Source organism: Pseudomonas sp. (assembly GCF_050739775.1).
GTDB lineage: Bacteria > Pseudomonadota > Gammaproteobacteria > Pseudomonadales > Pseudomonadaceae > Aquipseudomonas.
Map to the genome: position 1 here is coordinate 14,551 of NZ_JBOICA010000015.1, position 15,344 is coordinate 29,894.

Consider the following 15,344-nt stretch of genomic DNA (forward strand, 5'->3'; position numbering starts at 1 on the left):
AGGGATAGAAAGGCGGACAATGAACAGTTCGAATAATAAGGCCAGTGTTCCATTGTGGACGGCGCTGGCCCGCTACAAGTCCATATTGATCAGTATTGGCTGTTTTACCGCGCTGATAAATATCCTCATGCTGGTGCCCTCGATTTATATGTTGCAAGTCTATGATCGGGTGCTGTCGTCGCAAAACGAAACGACGTTGTGGATGTTGACGTTGATGGTCATCGGCTTCTTCATCTTTATCGGTGTGCTGGAAGCGATCCGTAGTTTTATTGTTATCCGCGTCGGCAACCAGTTGGAGCAAGGGTTCAACCTGAACGTGTATCGCGCGGCCTTTGCGCGCAACTTGCGCCAAGCTGATGGCCAGGCCGCGCAATCACTCAATGACCTGACCCAGGTGAGGCAATTTGTCACCGGGCCGGCGCTGTTCGCCTTCTTCGATGCGCCCTGGTTTCCCATCTACCTGGCGGTGATTTTTCTCTTCAACGTCTGGCTTGGGGTCATGGCTTGCGCGGGAGCGCTGTTGCTGATCGTCCTGGCGCTGCTCAACGAGCGGCTGACCCACAAGCCCCTGGTGCAAGCCAGTGGCTTTCAACAGCAGTCTACCCACCTGGCCGGTAGCCACCTGCATAACGCCGAGAGCATCCAGGCCATGGGCATGCTTGGCACCTTGCGCAACCGCTGGTTCGTCCTGCACCGGCGCTTCCTCGAACTGCAGAGCCAGGCCAGTGACACCTCGGCGGTGATCACCGCGATCAGCAAGTCCTTGCGCCTGTGCCTGCAATCGCTGGTACTGGGCCTGGGCGCCTTGCTGGTGATCGAAGGGCAGATGACCCCGGGCATGATGATTGCCGGCTCCATCCTGATGGGCCGGGTACTGAGCCCCATCGACCAGTTGATTGCGGTGTGGAAGCAGTGGAGTGGTGCGCATATGGCTTATCAACGGCTCGATGGCCTGCTGCGTGAGTTTCCCGAACCCCCGGCGGCGATGGCGCTGCCCACACCGACAGGGCGCCTGAGCTTCGAACAGGTCAGCGCCGGCCCACCCGGTAAGCGGGTCGCGACCTTGCAACAGATCAGTTTCAATCTGGCTGCCGGTGAGGTGCTGGGTGTGCTGGGTACCTCCGGTTCCGGCAAGTCGACCCTGGCCAAGGTGCTGGTCGGCATCTGGCCGACCTTGGCCGGTACCGTGCGTCTGGACGGCGCCGACCTGCACCGTTGGGACCGCGAGGCCCTCGGTCCGCATATCGGTTACCTGCCACAGAACATCGAATTGCTGCGCGGCAGCATTGCCGAGAACATCGCCCGCTTCGCCGAGCTCGATGGCCACAAGGTGGTCGAGGCAGCTCGCCAGGCCGGTGTGCATGAGCTGATCCTGAGCTTGCCGCAAGGCTATGACACGCGTCTTGGCGAGGAGGGCGGCGACCTGTCTGGCGGCCAGAAGCAACGTATTGCCCTGGCGCGCGCGCTTTACGGCGGTCCGAGCCTGATCGTTCTTGATGAGCCAAATTCCAACCTCGACATCAGTGGTGAAGCCGCCCTGGCCACGGCCATTGCGCAGATGAAAGCCCTGGGCCGTACCGTGGTGCTGGTGACCCACCGCTCTGCAGCCTTGGCCCAGGCCGACAAACTGCTGGTGCTCAGTGAAGGACGGCTGCAGGCCTTCGGCCCGGCCCATGAGGTGATGCAGGCCCTGAGCCGGGCCCAGGAGCAGGCGCAGCGCCAGGCACCAGCGGCCAATGCGCTGATCGGCGCAGGAGGTGGCGTATGAGTCAGGTTGCTGTCGAGACGGCCGCCAAAGGCCGTGATGCACGCTTCTATGTTCGGCTGGGGTGGCTGCTGACGCTGGTCGGTTTCGGTGGTTTTGTTGCCTGGGCAACCCTGGCACCGCTGGACCAGGGCATTGCCGTGCAGGGCACGGTGGTGGTTTCGGGCAAGCGCAAGGCGGTGCAATCCCTGGCCGGTGGTGTGGTCAGCCGCATCCTGGTCAGTGAAGGGCAGAGGGTCAAACAGGGGCAGCCGTTGTTCCGGCTCGACCAGACTCAGGTCCAGGCCGATGTGCAGTCGCTGCAGGCCCAGTATCGGTTGGCCTGGGCGAGCCTGGCGCGTTGGCAGAGCGAGCGCGATAACCTGAGCCACATCACTTTTCCTGCGCAATTGAGTCGCGATCCCGATCCGCAATTGAGCCTGGTGCTGGAAAGCCAGCGGCAACTGTTCAGCAGCCGCCGTGAGGCTCTGGCACGCGAGCAGGCCGGGCTGACGGCCAGTATCGACGGCGCCGTGGCGCAACTTGCGGGCATGCGCAGGGCCAGGGGCGACCTGCAAGCCCAGGCCGATTCCCTGCGTGAGCAACTGGAGAACCTCAAACCCCTGGCCAGCCAAGGCTACATCCCGCGCAATCGCCTACTGGAATATCAACGCCAACTGTCTCAGGTGCAGCGTGACCTGGCGCAGAACAGCGGCGATAGCGCGCGCCTGGAGCAGGGCATTGTCGAATCGCGGCTGAACCTGCAGCAGCGCCGCGAGGAATACCAGAAAGAAGTGCGCAGCCAGCTGGCCGAAGCCCAGCTCAAGAGCGTCACCCTGGAACAGCAGCTGACCTCCGCTGGCTTCGACCTGCAGCACAGCGAAATCCTCGCGCCGGCTGATGGTATTGCCGTCAACCTCGGGGTGCACACCGAAGGCGCGGTGGTGCGTGCCGGTGAAACTCTGCTTGAGGTAGTGCCCCAGGGCACGGCGCTTGAGGTTGAAGGCCGACTGCCGGTCAACCTGGTGGATAAAGTAGCGGTGCGGTTGCCTGTGGATATCCTTTTCACCGCCTTCAACCAGAGCAGTACGCCGCGGGTGTCCGGTGAGGTGACGCTGATTTCCGCCGACCAGTTGCTCGACGACAAGACCGGTCAGCCCTACTACGTGTTGCGCAGTACCGTCAGCGAGCAGGCGCTGGCCCGGCTCAACGGGCTGGTGATCAAGCCGGGCATGCCGGCGGAACTGTTCGTGCGCACTGGCGAGCGCTCATTGCTCAACTACTTGTTCAAACCCCTGCTCGACCGGGCAGGTACCGCCTTGACCGAACAATAGGAAGCCGGTGAATGAAAAGCTTGATGACCGGGCTGTTGGCGGCGTTCGCCCTGACAACCGCGGGTGCTGTACAGGCCACTGCTGCACAGGTCATGGGACCGTTTCAGGTCTACGAACAGGCCCTGCGCAAGGATCCGGTGTTCCTCGGCGCGCTCAAAGCCCGCGACTCAGGGCAGGAGAACCGCGCCATTGGCCGCGCCGGGCTGTTGCCCAACCTGTCGTACAACTACAACAAGGGCCGCAATGACTCCAAGGCCAGCTATCTGGGCGACTCGCGGCGTGAAAGTGAGGACCGCCATTACGACAGCTATGGTTCCAGCTTTATCCTTCAGCAGCCTGTGTTTGACTACGAGGCCTACGCCAGTTATCGCAAGGGCGTGGCCCAGGCGTTGTTTGCCGACGAGGCGTTTCGCGACAAGAGCCAAGAGCTGCTGGTGCGGGTGATGACCAGTTATACACAGGCGCTGTTCGCCGAGGACCAGATCGGCATCAGCGTGGCCAGCAAACAGGCCTACCAGCAACAGTTCCAGCAGAATCAGCAACTGTTCCAGCAAGGCGAGGGCACGCGCACCGATATCCTTGAAGCCCAGGCCCGTTACGAGCTTGCCGATGCCGAGGAAATTCAGGCGCGCAACGATCAGGATGCGGCCCTGCGCGAACTGGGGGCCCTGATCGGCGAACCGTCGGCGCGGATCGATGAGTTGGCACCGCTCAATGACGGCTTTTCGCTGTTGACCTTGCAACCGGGAAGCTACGAGGCTTGGCATCAACTGGCCCTGGCCAACAACCCGCAGCTGGCTTCTCAGCGTCAGGCCCTGGAAGTGGCTCAGTACGAAGTGGAGCGCAATCGTGCGGGGCATTTCCCCAAGGTGACGGCCTATGCCACTTCGCGGCGCATGGAATCGGACAGTGGCAACACCTACAACCAGCGCTACACCACCAACACCATCGGCCTGGAAGTCAGTGTGCCGTTGTTTGCCGGTGGCGGTGTGGCGGCGTCGACCCGCCAGGCCAGCCGCAACCTGGAGCAGGCCGAGTACGAACTTGATGGCAATACCCGAAGCACCTTGATCGAGCTGCGGCGTCAGTACAACGCCTGCCAGTCCGGCGCCAGCCGCCTGCGCGCCTATGAGCGGGCGCTGACCTCGGCCCAGGCCCTGGTAGTGTCGACCCGCCAGAGCGTGCTGGGTGGGGAACGGGTCAATCTGGATGTGCTCAATGCCGAGCAACAGCTTGCGACCACTCGTCGCGATCTGGCCCAGGCCCGCTACGATTACCTGCTGGCCTGGATCAAGCTGCATTACTACGCCGGTACCTTGCGCGAAGAGCATCTGGCCAAGGTCGATGAAGCCTTCGTTCGGCGCTAGACCGTCCGCGTACGCAGGCTTCGCTGGTGTTCAGCCAGGGCCCAGACCAGCAAGGCCAGGCTGCCGATGGCCAGGCCTGCGAGAACGATGCCGTTCCAGCCATGGGTCTGGAACAGCTGGGTGCCGAGCAGCGAGCCCAGCGCACCACCGATGAAATAGCAGGTGATGTAGCCAGCGTTCAGGCGGTTGCGCGCTTGCGGACGCAGGGCAATCACGGCGTTCTGGTTGCTGACATGGACCAACTGCACGGCCAGGTCCAGCAGCAGCACGCCGATCAACAGCGCCACCAGCGATGATTGGGCGAAACCCAGCGGTATCCACGACAGCAGCAGGGCCAGCAAGCCGACTGTGGTGCCCAGCGGTCCCTTGCCGCGATCAGCCAGGCGGCCAGCCCAGTTGGCCGACAGTGCGCCCGCGGCACCGGCCAGACCGAACAGGCCGATCACTGCATCGGAGTACTGGTAGGGTTCAGCCGCCAGGAGAAACGCCAGCGGCGTCCAGAACAGCGCGAACAGGCTGAAGGCCAGCAACCCGAGCAACGAGCGCAGGCGTAGCACCGGCTCATCGACGAACAGGCGAAACACCGAACCGATCAGTGCCGGATAGCTGAGTCCCGCGTGCTGGTGGCGGACCGGCAAGGCGCGCGCCAGGGCAATGGCACAGATCGCCATCAGCCCTGCCGCCAGCAGGTAGATGCTGCGCCAGCCGCCCAGTTCGGCCATGAAACCGGCGGCGGTGCGGGCCAGCAGGATGCCCAGCAGCAACCCGCTCATCAGGGTCCCGACCACCCGGCCGCGCTGGCTTGGATCGCTCAAGCCCGCAGCCATCGGCACCAGCACCTGGGCCACCACCGAGAACAGGCCGGTCAGCGTGGTACCCAACAGTAGCCACACCAGGCTCGGCGAGAAGGCACTTATCAACAGGCCCAGGGTGCTGATGCCGATCATGCTGACGATCAGTCGGCGCTGTTCGAACAGATCGCCCAGCGGCGCCAGCAGTAGCAAACCCGCGCCATAGCTCAGCTGTGCGGCGATGACGATAGCCCCGGCGCTGGCGGTGGTCAGGCCGAAATGCTCGGCGATGCTGTGCAGTAACGGTTGGGCGTAGTAGTTGCTGGCCACGGCGAGGCCGGTGGCGGTTGCCATCAGCAGGATCAGGCCGCGACTCAAGGTAGAAGTGGAGGAGGTCATGGACCGTCTCGATCAGTGGCAGTTAGGAAGTGACATTATCGGAAATGCGCTAGCATGACGCCAATGTATCGTTTTCATTCTATCCATCTTGAAAATAGATCGTTCTATGAACTTGAAGCAGATCGAGTATGCCCTGGCGGTGGTCGACACCGGCAGCTTTACCCGTGCCGCCGCGCAGTGCCATGTGGTGCAGTCGGCCTTGAGTCACCAGATCGCCCGGTTGGAAGAGACCCTGGGCGTCAGCCTGTTCGAGCGTAGCTCGCGGCGGGTACGGTTGACGCCGGCCGGGGAGGCGTTCGTACTGAGTGCCCGGCCAGCCCTGGAAGCTATGCGACGCATTGCCGAGGATGTGGCGGCGGCCTGTGGCGAAGTTCGCGGGCAATTGTCCATTGGCGAGATCACCTCGCTGACCGAACTGGACCTGGTCGACCTGCTGGCCGGCTTCCATCGCCAGTACCCGAAAGTGGACATTCGCTGGCTGATGGCCAAGAGCGAACTGCTGATGGCCGATGTGCGGGAGCGGCGGCTGGATGTGGGCTTTATCGGGATCTGGCCGGGGGAGCCGCCGCAAGGTGTCGAATACCGTTTGCTGGCTGAAGAAGAGTTAGTGGCAGTGCTGCCCGTTGACCACCCGCTGGCCGCGCACGAACGCCTGTCGTTGACTCACCTGGAGGACCAGCCGCTGGTGGACTTCCCGGCGGGCAGCTGCGCTCGCCGGCAGACCGATGAAGCCTTTGCCGCTGCGCAATTGCGCCATCGCGTGCAGTTCGAGGTGACTAACATTCGCCTGGTGGAGAAGTTCGTCCAGCGCGAACTGGCGATCGGCTTGGTGCCAGCGCGCATCGCCAGTAGCTTCAAGGGTGTGGTCAGCGTCGCGGTACGTGATGCTCCGGTTCGGCACTTGTATGCGATCTGGTCGAAGAACCCGACCCCGGCTGCCAGGGCTTTTGTCGATATGATCGAGCACAGTCTGGCGAGCCGGGACGGTGCCTGAGGGGCTCAGGCGGCGAAGCCACCATCGATGGTCAGGCTGGCACCGGTGATATAGGCCGCTTCAGGGCTGGCCAGGTAGGCGACGAAGCTGGCGATTTCCTCGACCTCGCCGTAGCGCCCCACGGCCATGTAGCCCATCAGGCTCTCGGCAAACTCGCCATGGGCCGGGTTCATCTCGGTGTCTACCGGGCCAGGTTGAACATTGTTGATGGTGATGCCCAAGGGGCCGAGGTCGCGGGCCAGGCCGCGGGTCAGGCCGACCAGGGCCGACTTGCTCATGGCATAGGGGCCGCCACCGGCAAAGGGCATGCGCTCGGCATTGGTGCTGCCGATGTTGATGATGCGCCCGCCCTGGCCCATGTGCCGGGCGGCTGCCTGGCTGGCGACGAAGACACTGCGCACGTTGACGGCCAGGGTGCGGTCGAAGTCGTCCAGGTCGAACTCCAGCAGCGGAGCGACGGTCAGGACACCGGCATTGTTGACCAGGATGTCCAGCCCAGCAAACGCCGCAACAGTGGTTTCCACCGCTGACTGCACAGCACTGGCATCGGCGCTGTCGGCCTGGATGGCCAGGGCCTTGCCACCGCTGGCGATGATGCTTTCCTGTAGGGCTTGGGCCTGTGCCGTGGCGTTGGCGTAGGTGAAGGCGACACTGGCGCCTTCTGCGGCCAAGCGTTTGACGATGGCTGCGCCGATGCCGCGTGATCCGCCCTGGACCAGGGCCACTTTGCCGTTGAGGCGAGTTTCAGTCGACATGTTGTGCTCCCGAAAGAACAAGGCCGGATGCCTTGGATGGGGTTCAGTATCGGCGGCGGATTACTTCCTGAGTAGCCGATAATCGCTATAGTCTGTGTAAACCAGAAGTATGGAATCGCGCCCATGGAAACCTTCAGTAGTATCGAATGCTTCGTGCGTAGCGCTGAAGTTGGCAGCTTCGCCGAAGCCGCCCGGCGCTTGAGCCTGACCCCGGCTGCGGTGGGCAAAAACGTTGCCCGGCTGGAGGCGCGTATGGGCGTGCGCTTGTTCCAGCGCAGTACCCGGCGACTGACCCTGACCGAAGCCGGGCAGCGTTTTCTCGGTGAAGTGGCCAGCAGTTTCCAGACCATTCAGTATGCCGTGGCCAACCTCGCCAGTGCCGAAGGGCAGCCGGTCGGGGCCCTGAAGGTGAGCATGGGCACCGTCTTCGGGCGTTTATACATCGTGCCGCTGCTGGCTGAGTTTCTTCAGCGCTATCCGGCCATCAGCCCGGACTGGCATTTTGATAATCGTCAGATCGACCTGATCGGCCAGGGTTTCGACGCGGCCATAGGCGGCGGTTTCGACCTGCCCCAAGGCGTGGTAGCACGCAAGCTGACCCCGGCTCACCGAGTTCTGGTGGCGGCCCCGGCATACCTTGAGCGTCATCCAGCGATATGTCAGCCGCCCGATCTGCAGGCACTGGACGGCATTCTGATCCGCTCGCCGCAAACCGGGCGGGTGCGTTCCTGGCCGTTGACCAATCGCCAGCAGGAGCAGAGTCCGCTGAACATTCGCCTGCGCATGACCATGAGCGATTCGGAAGCGGCGTGTGCAGTGGCGCAGCAGGGGCTGGGTGTGGCCCTGGTGAGCATGCCGTTTGCCGTGCCTTACTTGCAGGCGGGGAACCTGGTGCGGGTGTTGCCGGACTGGTATGTGGATGATGGCAACATTAGTCTGTATTACGCCGAGCACAAACTGTTGCCGGGTAAGACGCGGGCGTTTGTCGAGTTCATCATTGAACAGTTTGCCACCCAAGGGTTGGCGCAGCGGTTCAATGCGTTGGCTTGATTAAAAGCATCGCGGTCATTTCAACTAACTTCGACCACCACAAAGCATTGCTGCCTGCCACCCAGTACCAGGCTGACTTCTTCATCTTCCTCCTTACCCATCAAACTCTGCCCCAATGGCGAGCGCGGAGTAATCACCGTCACCAACTGTTCTCCCTGGCCAATCTTCAAACCCGCGCCTTCAGGCCCAAGAAACAAGTGTTGGCAGGTACCGTTCTCGGCCTCCAGAGTGACCAGGTTGCTGATTTGAATGCCGCGGCTCGGATCGTAATCGCGAAGCACCAATTGCTGATACGCAGCCCGTGCCTGGCGAATCTCTTCCATGCGCCGGGCTTGCCCGGTTGCAAGATAGGAGGCTTCCAGACCCAACGTGTCGTACTTGTTCTCGGCGATGTTCTCTTCGGCGGTGGCCGTTTCATAAGCGCTCTGCGCTGCACGCTGGGCCACGTCCAGGTCCAGGCTCAGGGTGTCGATGATGCGTTGCAGCAGGTCGGCTTTGTTCATGGCGTCAGTTACAGAACTCGAGGACGAGGGCGCGACTCTTTTCGGTCGGCGCAGTGCGGTTCTGTTGCAGCCAGAACTGGCACTTGGGGTTGGACAGATTACGCACGCTACCTTTGGCCTGGTCCTCGGCCTGCTGCAGTTCCTGAGTGCGCAGGATTTGCTTGTACTGTTCGAACATCTGGCTCTGCTGTTCCGGCGCTGCGCCAGGGCTTGGCGTAGCGGCTGGCGGAATCACCACTTGGCTCAAGGGGTGTACGGTTTCGGGAATCAGGCGCCAGGCCAGCCACAGGCTCAAGGCAATGGCAACCGCGCCGAGCCACAGGCCCAGGGCGATGCACAGAATTAGTTGCGCGGGCTTGAGGGTGATCTTCAGTTCGCGAGGGCGGGGCATGATGGCCTCCTGGCCAGGACGGGGGGCTCATTGTCGCATGGTGCAACGGGTTTTTTTCGCGGCATGCTTTTGTCTGCGATGATTTACCCGGACAATCGGCGCTTTTCCAAGGGACCAGCGATGAAAACGCACTGGGACATCTTCTGTTGTGTCGTCGATAACTACGGCGATATCGGCGTGACCTGGCGTCTGGCCCGGCAATTGGTGGCCGAGCAGGGCGTGGCTGTGCGCCTGTGGGTGGATGACCTCAATGCCTTTGCACGCATCTGTCCCGAAGCGGATGTCCAGGCCCCGCGTCAATGGCATCAGGGTGTAGAGGTTTGTCATTGGCTACCCGATTGGCAGGAAACGACAGTAGCGGATGTAGTCATTGGCGCTTTTGCCTGTCAGTTGCCGGCTGCCTATGTACAGGCGATGCTCGAGTGTCCACGTCCGCCTCTGTGGCTGAACCTGGATTACCTCAGCGCTGAAAGCTGGGTCGAAGGTTGCCATGGCTTGCCTTCCCCCCAGCCCAATGGTCTGCGCAAGGTGTTTTTCTTTCCGGGCTTTACCGCTAAAACCGGTGGCTTGCTTCGCGAGGCCAGCTTGCTGGCACGGCGCGAGGCGTTCGAGCAGGACCCGCTGGCACGTCAGGCATTTCTTCAGCGTCTTGGCGTGGCACCGGTCAGCGACGCTCGTCTGATCTCGCTATTCGCCTATGAAAACCCAAGCCTCTCCAGCTGGCTCGATGCGCTGGCCGCCGACATTCGTGCCAACCACCTGCTGGTGCCCGAGGGGCGCGTGCTGGGCGACGTACAGGCCTGGCTGGGCGTGGACGCCTTGGCGGTGGGCAGCGTGGCAACGCGTGGCGCCTTGACCGTGCAGATCCTGCCTTTCGTCAGCCAGGATGACTACGATCACCTGCTCTGGTGCTGCGACTTCAACGCTGTACGTGGCGAAGATTCGTTTGTCCGTGCGCAATGGGCGGGGCGTCCATTGCTCTGGCATATCTATGTGCAAGAAGAGTACGCCCACTGGGAAAAACTCGAGGCGTTCCTCGACCACTACGTTGAGGGGCTTTCGCTGCCGGCCAAGGCCGCCATCGTTGATTTGTGGCGCGGCTGGAACATGGATCGGGACATGGGGCAGGCCTGGCAACAGGTGCTCGAACACTGGGCCGAGCTTGATCAGCATGCCCGCCGCTGGAGTGCCGTTCAGGCCGCTCGGCCGGACCTTGCCACGACGCTGGTACAGTTTTACCGAAATTGGCTATGATATGCGGCCTCGATTTTTGTAAATCCATCCAAATTCGGATATCTCGCAATGAAAACTGGTAAAGAACTGAAACCCGGTACCGTACTGCGGATCGACAACGACCCGTGGCTGGTTCAGAAAGCTGAATTCACCAAGTCGGGCCGTAACAGCGCGATCATGAAGACCAAGCTGAAGAACCTGCTGACCGGCTACAAGACCGAAACCGTTTACTCGGCAGACGACAAGCTGGACGACGTGATCCTGGATCGCAAAGAAGCGACCCTGTCGTTCATCAACGGCGACACCTACACTTTCATGGACACCACCGACTACACCATGTACGAGCTGAACGCCGAAGACATCGAGGCCGTTCTGCCGTTCATCGAAGAAGGCATGGAAGACGTCTGCGAAGCGGTGTTCTTCGAAGAGCGTCTGGTTTCGGTTGAGCTGCCAACCACCATCGTGCGTCAGGTTGACTACACCGAAGGTTCCGCTCGCGGCGACACTTCGGGCAAGGTCATGAAGCCTGCCAAACTGAAGAACGGCACCGAGCTGAGCGTTGCCGACTTCATCGAGATCGGTGACTGGATCGAGATCGACACCCGTGAAGGTGGCTCCTACAAGGGCCGCGCCAAGGTTTAAACCTGGCGTTTGCGCGAATACGAAAAACCCGGCCTTGGCCGGGTTTTTTTATATCTGGGATTTACCCTCAGACCGTGACGTTCAGGCGCACATCGACATTGCCGCGGGTGGCATTGGAGTAAGGGCAGACCTGGTGGGCTGCATCGACCAGTTTTTGCGCCTCTGCCTGCTCCAATCCCGGCAGGTTGATGTTCAGGTCGATATCCAGGCCAAAACCACCCGGGATCTGGCCGATGCCGACCTTGGCGGTGATCGAACTGGCGTCTGGAAGGGCCTTTTTCTGCTGGCCGGCAACGAACTTCAGGGCGCCGATGAAGCAGGCCGAGTAGCCGGCGGCGAACATTTGCTCAGGGTTGGTGCCTTCACCACCCGCGCCACCCAGTTCCTTGGGGGTGCTCAGCTTGACTTCGAGCTTGCCGTCGCTGGAGCGCGAGCTGCCGTCGCGACCGCCAGTGGACTTGGCTTCAGCAATGTACAGCGGAGTGACCTTTTGCATTTTGAGCCTCGCTTGTGTATTGCGCCGTGGCGCTGAGTGGGTATGGGAATTAAATTAGCGCGCAATTATTTTGCGCGCAAGATAATTTTTCGACCCGCTTACGAGCGGTCATTCACAGCATAGCTGTCAGAGGCTTTTTTGCAGGTTGGCGCGCAGTTCCAGTAAGTCGGCCTGCAACTGTTGCAGGCGTTCCAGGTTCTCACCGCTGGCGGCGAGGATGCAGGGGGGAACGGCCTTGGCCCGGGTTTGCAGGGCACGGCCCTGTTCGCTCAGTTGCACCAGGACCACGCGTTCGTCTTCACGGCTGCGGGTGCGAATGAGCAGGCCTTCAGCTTCCAGACGCTTGAGCAGCGGGGTGAGCGAACCCGGATCGGTGAGAAGGCGTTGGCTGATTTCTCCAACGGTCAGGCCATCCTGCTCCCACAGCACCAACATCGCCAGGTACTGTGGATAAGTCAGGCCGAGGTTCTGCAGTAGCGGCTTGTAGACTTTGGTCATCAGCAGCGATGTCGAGTGCAGGGCGAAGCACACCTGGTTGTCCAGGAGCAGTTCGTCGCAGGGAGCAGGCGCTTTCGGGTTGGCGTTCATGCACATCCTTTAATTCGTGAGGTCCTTTGAATTTAGCACGCTGTTCATTAGCGCGCTTATTACCAGCGCAGCTCGCTTTGCAGGGCCAAATCCCATGGCGGCACCGGACTGAAGCGGCTCTTGAGAAATTCGAGCAACAAACGGCTGCGAGAGTTCGTTTCATGTTCCAGGCGCAAGGCATAAATGCCGCTGGACTCGGCTGTCGGCAGGCCGTTTTCGCAGAACAGCGGCACCAGTTCGCCACGCAGCAGGTAGTCGCTGATCAGCCAGGTTGGCAAATGAGCGATGCCAAGGCCGGCCAGCGCCCCGAACAGCAGGGTTTCGGCATTGTTGGCGCTCATGCGCATGCGTGTAGGCCGAAACAGCCGTAACTGGCCGTCGACGGCAAAACGCCAGGCGAACGGTGGAGCCAGGCCATCCCAGTCCAGGCCGTCGTGTTCGGGGAGTTCCGCGGGGCTGCTCGGAACCCCGCGGGCCGCCAGGTAGGCAGGGCTGGCGCAGGCAATACGCACCATGTAGGCCAATGGTGTGGCCACCAGGCGGGTGTCGGCCAGGGGGCCTGCGCGCAGTACCAGATCGACTTCACCCAGGTGCGAGCCGTTCAGGTCTACAAAGCTGTCGATCAAGCGCAATTGCACATCAAGCCCGGGGTAGGCCACCAGAAAGTCGGCGATGGCTGGTGCCAAATGACGGCGGCCGAATGCTGCCGGTGCGTCGATGCGGATCAACCCTTCCGGCGCATTGCTCAACGACACCGCCTCGGCGCGGGCCAGACGCAGTTCCTCGACGATGCGCCGGGCCCGTTCGGCAAAGGCATTGCCGGCTGGCGTAGGGCGCACGGCGTGGGTACTGCGCACGAACAGGCGGCTGCCGACAGCAGTTTCCAGATTGTCGATGCGCCGGGCCACGGCGGACGGGGTCAGTGGATGGCGACGGGCGGTGGCAGAGAAGCTGCCGGTTTCCAGTACATCGAGAAACAGGCTGAGTTGTTCGGTGAGGGCGTCGGGGTTCATCTCACGTGCTCTGCTTGTGCGTAATTGGCAAAGCCATTGTGCGTTGCTGTGCGTTTCCCCGCTAGCACCGGGTCGGTAGCATGCAGCCATTGGATTTTTCTGAGAGGCAGTAATGATCGAGTGGGTGATGTACATAGCACTGGGTGCTGCGCTGGGCACGGTGGGCGGGTTGTTTGGCATCGGCGGCGGGTTGATCGCGATTCCGGCCCTGGGTGTGTTGTTCGGTCTCGACCAGCAACTGGCCCAAGGCACGGCGCTGGTGATGGTGGTGCCCAACGTGTTGCTGGCGCTGTGGCGCTATCACCAGCGCAACCGCATCGAGCTGCAGCATGCCGTGCCGCTGGCGGCTGCCAGTTTTGTCTTTGCCTGGCTCGGTTCGATCTGGGCCGTGGGCATCGATGCACAGTCCATGCGCTTGGGGTTCGTGGTGTTCCTGGTAGCCCTGGCGGCCTGGAACCTGATCCGCATGTTCATGCGCAGCGCGCAGCCCAGCAGTGAGTTGCGTCATCCCTGGCCTTGGCTCGGGGTGCTGGGCGGCGGCGCGGGCGTGCTGGGTGGATTGTTCGGGGTCGGTGGGGCAGTGGTCGCAACGCCCGTGCTGACCAGCGTCTTCGGCACTACTCAAGTGGTCGCACAGGGGCTTTCACTGGCCCTGGCCGCGCCCAGTACCGCAGTGACCTTGCTGACCTACGGCATTCACCAGCATGTGCAGTGGAGCATGGGCATCCCGTTGGCGGTGGGTGGCCTGCTGAGTATCAGCTGGGGGGTGAAACTGGCTCACGCCCTGCCGGAAAAAGTTCTGCGTTCGCTGTTCTGTGGCTTCCTGGTGCTTTGCGCAGTCATGCTCGCCTTCAAGATCTGAAGCCTTCGACGATGTAGTCGGCCATGCAGTCGGTCATCTGAGACTGGCTGCTGTTGTTACGCAGCAACATGATGCTGGCGGTCGGCAAGGCGGGCAGGCCTTCTGCTTCGCCGATCACCCGCAAATCGCTGGTGATCAGGCTCTGCAACTGGGCGGTGACCGCCAGGCCAGCGCTGACCACCGCCATGATTGCCGGGGTGCTGGCGCTGGTGTAGGCGATCCGGTATTCCTTTTCGATTGCATCCAGGGCATTGCAGGCCCAGGTCCGGCAGCAGCAATCGGTGTTGAACACGGCCAGCGGCAAAGGATTGTGTTCGTGTGGGCAGAACCCCTGGGCTTGCACCCATACCGCGCGCTCGCGCCGTAGCAACTGGCCGACTTCATGGCCGGGTTCGCAGGTAATGATGGTCATGTCCAGATCCTGGCGTTGCATCAGCTGGCGCGAGCTTTCGCAATGCACCTCGACCTGGATCAGCGGATAGGCCAGGGCAAAGCTGGAGAGAATGCCGGGCAAAAAGCGCATGGCATAGTCGTCCGGTGTGCCGATGCGCACCATGCCGACCATATGCGGCATGCGCAGGGTGTTGAACACCTCGCCGTGCAGCTTGAGGATGCGCCGGGCGTAGCCGAGCAACACCTGACCCTCGGCAGTCAGGCGCACCTGGCGGCCGTCACGCTCGAACAGCTGGCGCTGGATGATGTCCTCTTCCAGGCGCTTCATCTGCATGCTCACCGCCGACTGGGTGCGGTTGACCACTTCACCGGCGCGGGTAAAACCGCCGTACTCGGCGATGGCAACGAAGGTGCGCAGCACTTCGGAATCGATACTCTGGTACTGAGACAAGGCATCAATCTCCTAGATGTATGACATCAGAAACATTCGTTGGATTGATCTTATTCCCGCCCTGACACTGTCGTCATCCCACACGGAGGGTAAGACGATGAAAGGTCAGAAATCGCTGGTCCTGATGTATCCCCAGTCGTATCACGGCTGGTTCCCCCACCTGATCCAAGGCGCTATCCGGCAGTTGGCGCGCTGGCGGCAACTGCATCATCAGCGCATGGAGTTGGCCCGGTTGAGTGATGCAGCGCTGCACGATATTGGCATGAGTCGTGTCGATGTCCTGCAGGAAGTGGAGCGGCCCTTCTGGGATGACCCGCTGAAAAAATGAGTCGCGCCAT

Annotated in this window: 17 protein-coding genes; 9 read left to right on the top strand and 8 right to left on the bottom strand. The window is 61.7% G+C overall.

The window, feature by feature from the left end:
- Positions 1 to 19: 19 nt before the first annotated feature.
- From ACRESH_RS09855 to ACRESH_RS09865, 3 genes are read left to right on the top strand one after another with little or no spacing between them, the layout of a single operon-like run.
- A complete protein-coding gene (locus ACRESH_RS09855) occupies positions 20 to 1,768 on the top strand; it encodes a type I secretion system permease/ATPase (protein ID WP_431741812.1) in 1,749 nt (582 codons plus the stop codon).
- On the top strand, positions 1,765 to 3,078 hold the full coding sequence (locus ACRESH_RS09860; protein ID WP_431741813.1) for an HlyD family type I secretion periplasmic adaptor subunit: 1,314 nt from the start codon (positions 1,765 to 1,767) through the stop codon (positions 3,076 to 3,078). Before ACRESH_RS09855 ends, ACRESH_RS09860 begins: the two co-directional genes overlap by 4 nt.
- 11 nt (positions 3,079 to 3,089) lie before the next feature.
- Entirely contained in the window at positions 3,090 to 4,445 is a 1,356-nt protein-coding gene (locus ACRESH_RS09865) for a TolC family outer membrane protein (RefSeq protein WP_431741814.1), read from the top strand.
- Here ACRESH_RS09865 and ACRESH_RS09870 read toward each other — a convergent pair.
- Positions 4,442 to 5,635 (bottom strand): MFS transporter, encoded by a 1,194-nt coding sequence (locus tag ACRESH_RS09870; RefSeq protein WP_431741815.1) that lies wholly within the window; start codon positions 5,633 to 5,635, stop codon positions 4,442 to 4,444. The two genes, ACRESH_RS09865 and ACRESH_RS09870, sit on opposite strands and share 4 nt — an antisense overlap.
- Positions 5,636 to 5,741: 106 nt before the next feature.
- Here ACRESH_RS09870 and ACRESH_RS09875 point away from each other — a divergent pair, with 106 nt between their 5' ends.
- Positions 5,742 to 6,629, top strand: coding sequence for a LysR family transcriptional regulator (locus ACRESH_RS09875; RefSeq protein ID WP_431741816.1), 888 nt, complete (start codon positions 5,742 to 5,744; stop codon positions 6,627 to 6,629).
- A gap of 5 nt (positions 6,630 to 6,634) precedes the next feature.
- Here ACRESH_RS09875 and ACRESH_RS09880 read toward each other — a convergent pair whose 3' ends face one another.
- A complete protein-coding gene (locus tag ACRESH_RS09880; protein ID WP_431741817.1) occupies positions 6,635 to 7,384 on the bottom strand; it encodes a 3-oxoacyl-ACP reductase family protein in 750 nt (249 codons plus the stop codon).
- A gap of 123 nt (positions 7,385 to 7,507) precedes the next feature.
- Between ACRESH_RS09880 and ACRESH_RS09885 the strand changes: the two genes are divergently transcribed.
- Positions 7,508 to 8,434 (top strand): LysR family transcriptional regulator, encoded by a 927-nt coding sequence (locus ACRESH_RS09885; RefSeq protein WP_431741818.1) that lies wholly within the window; start codon positions 7,508 to 7,510, stop codon positions 8,432 to 8,434.
- A gap of 20 nt (positions 8,435 to 8,454) precedes the next feature.
- On the opposite strand, the gene ACRESH_RS09890 is transcribed toward ACRESH_RS09885, so the two are convergent.
- Both ACRESH_RS09890 and ACRESH_RS09895 read right to left on the bottom strand, forming a co-directional pair.
- Positions 8,455 to 8,937, bottom strand: a complete 483-nt coding sequence (locus ACRESH_RS09890) for a GreA/GreB family elongation factor (RefSeq protein ID WP_431741819.1) — start codon at positions 8,935 to 8,937, stop codon at positions 8,455 to 8,457.
- A gap of 4 nt (positions 8,938 to 8,941) precedes the next feature.
- Positions 8,942 to 9,328 carry a hypothetical protein gene (locus ACRESH_RS09895; RefSeq protein WP_431741820.1) on the bottom strand — a complete coding sequence of 129 codons (387 nt, stop codon included), beginning with the start codon at positions 9,326 to 9,328 and terminating at the stop codon, positions 8,942 to 8,944.
- A 120-nt stretch (positions 9,329 to 9,448) separates the two neighbouring features.
- Here ACRESH_RS09895 and earP point away from each other — a divergent pair, with 120 nt between their 5' ends.
- The gene (gene earP / locus ACRESH_RS09900; RefSeq protein WP_431741821.1) at positions 9,449 to 10,582 is read left to right on the top strand and encodes an elongation factor P maturation arginine rhamnosyltransferase EarP; all 1,134 of its coding nucleotides are present in this window, start codon (positions 9,449 to 9,451) and stop codon (positions 10,580 to 10,582) included.
- A gap of 48 nt (positions 10,583 to 10,630) precedes the next feature.
- Positions 10,631 to 11,203 (top strand): elongation factor P, encoded by a 573-nt coding sequence (locus ACRESH_RS09905; protein ID WP_431741822.1) that lies wholly within the window; start codon positions 10,631 to 10,633, stop codon positions 11,201 to 11,203.
- Positions 11,204 to 11,270: 67 nt separating this feature from the next.
- Here ACRESH_RS09905 and ACRESH_RS09910 read toward each other — a convergent pair whose 3' ends face one another.
- The 3 genes from ACRESH_RS09910 to ACRESH_RS09920 all read right to left on the bottom strand — a co-directional run bounded on the left by ACRESH_RS09910 (position 11,271) and on the right by ACRESH_RS09920 (position 13,300).
- A complete protein-coding gene (locus ACRESH_RS09910; protein WP_431741823.1) occupies positions 11,271 to 11,699 on the bottom strand; it encodes an organic hydroperoxide resistance protein in 429 nt (142 codons plus the stop codon).
- Between the two features lie 126 nt (positions 11,700 to 11,825).
- A complete protein-coding gene (locus ACRESH_RS09915) occupies positions 11,826 to 12,287 on the bottom strand; it encodes a MarR family winged helix-turn-helix transcriptional regulator (RefSeq protein ID WP_431741824.1) in 462 nt (153 codons plus the stop codon).
- A 59-nt stretch (positions 12,288 to 12,346) separates the two neighbouring features.
- Entirely contained in the window at positions 12,347 to 13,300 is a 954-nt protein-coding gene (locus tag ACRESH_RS09920) for a LysR family transcriptional regulator (protein ID WP_431741825.1), read from the bottom strand.
- A gap of 112 nt (positions 13,301 to 13,412) precedes the next feature.
- Between ACRESH_RS09920 and ACRESH_RS09925 the strand changes: the two genes are divergently transcribed.
- On the top strand, positions 13,413 to 14,162 hold the full coding sequence (locus ACRESH_RS09925; RefSeq protein WP_431741826.1) for a sulfite exporter TauE/SafE family protein: 750 nt from the start codon (positions 13,413 to 13,415) through the stop codon (positions 14,160 to 14,162).
- On the opposite strand, the gene ACRESH_RS09930 is transcribed toward ACRESH_RS09925, so the two are convergent.
- On the bottom strand, positions 14,152 to 15,006 hold the full coding sequence (locus ACRESH_RS09930; RefSeq protein ID WP_431741827.1) for a LysR family transcriptional regulator: 855 nt from the start codon (positions 15,004 to 15,006) through the stop codon (positions 14,152 to 14,154). The two genes, ACRESH_RS09925 and ACRESH_RS09930, sit on opposite strands and share 11 nt — an antisense overlap.
- A 97-nt stretch (positions 15,007 to 15,103) precedes the next feature.
- On the opposite strand from ACRESH_RS09930, the gene ACRESH_RS09935 reads away from it, so the two are divergent.
- Positions 15,104 to 15,334: a DUF1127 domain-containing protein gene (locus ACRESH_RS09935; protein WP_431741828.1), complete on the top strand. Its 231-nt coding sequence runs from the start codon at positions 15,104 to 15,106 to the stop codon at positions 15,332 to 15,334.
- Positions 15,335 to 15,344: the final 10 nt, after the last annotated feature.

Coding starts and splice junctions, on each gene's coding strand:
- ACRESH_RS09915 (WP_431741824.1), bottom strand. CDS start 12,287: ATGAACGCCAACCCGAAAGCGCCTGCTCCCTGCGACGAACTGCTCCTG.
- ACRESH_RS09890 (WP_431741819.1), bottom strand. CDS start 8,937: ATGAACAAAGCCGACCTGCTGCAACGCATCATCGACACCCTGAGCCTG.
- ACRESH_RS09895 (WP_431741820.1), bottom strand. CDS start 9,328: ATGCCCCGCCCTCGCGAACTGAAGATCACCCTCAAGCCCGCGCAACTA.
- ACRESH_RS09880 (WP_431741817.1), bottom strand. CDS start 7,384: ATGTCGACTGAAACTCGCCTCAACGGCAAAGTGGCCCTGGTCCAGGGC.
- ACRESH_RS09910 (WP_431741823.1), bottom strand. CDS start 11,699: ATGCAAAAGGTCACTCCGCTGTACATTGCTGAAGCCAAGTCCACTGGC.
- ACRESH_RS09925 (WP_431741826.1), top strand. CDS start 13,413: ATGATCGAGTGGGTGATGTACATAGCACTGGGTGCTGCGCTGGGCACG.
- ACRESH_RS09935 (WP_431741828.1), top strand. CDS start 15,104: ATGAAAGGTCAGAAATCGCTGGTCCTGATGTATCCCCAGTCGTATCAC.
- ACRESH_RS09905 (WP_431741822.1), top strand. CDS start 10,631: ATGAAAACTGGTAAAGAACTGAAACCCGGTACCGTACTGCGGATCGAC.
- ACRESH_RS09885 (WP_431741818.1), top strand. CDS start 7,508: ATGGAAACCTTCAGTAGTATCGAATGCTTCGTGCGTAGCGCTGAAGTT.
- ACRESH_RS09865 (WP_431741814.1), top strand. CDS start 3,090: ATGAAAAGCTTGATGACCGGGCTGTTGGCGGCGTTCGCCCTGACAACC.
- ACRESH_RS09860 (WP_431741813.1), top strand. CDS start 1,765: ATGAGTCAGGTTGCTGTCGAGACGGCCGCCAAAGGCCGTGATGCACGC.
- ACRESH_RS09875 (WP_431741816.1), top strand. CDS start 5,742: ATGAACTTGAAGCAGATCGAGTATGCCCTGGCGGTGGTCGACACCGGC.
- ACRESH_RS09920 (WP_431741825.1), bottom strand. CDS start 13,300: ATGAACCCCGACGCCCTCACCGAACAACTCAGCCTGTTTCTCGATGTA.
- ACRESH_RS09870 (WP_431741815.1), bottom strand. CDS start 5,635: ATGACCTCCTCCACTTCTACCTTGAGTCGCGGCCTGATCCTGCTGATG.
- earP (WP_431741821.1), top strand. CDS start 9,449: ATGAAAACGCACTGGGACATCTTCTGTTGTGTCGTCGATAACTACGGC.
- ACRESH_RS09855 (WP_431741812.1), top strand. CDS start 20: ATGAACAGTTCGAATAATAAGGCCAGTGTTCCATTGTGGACGGCGCTG.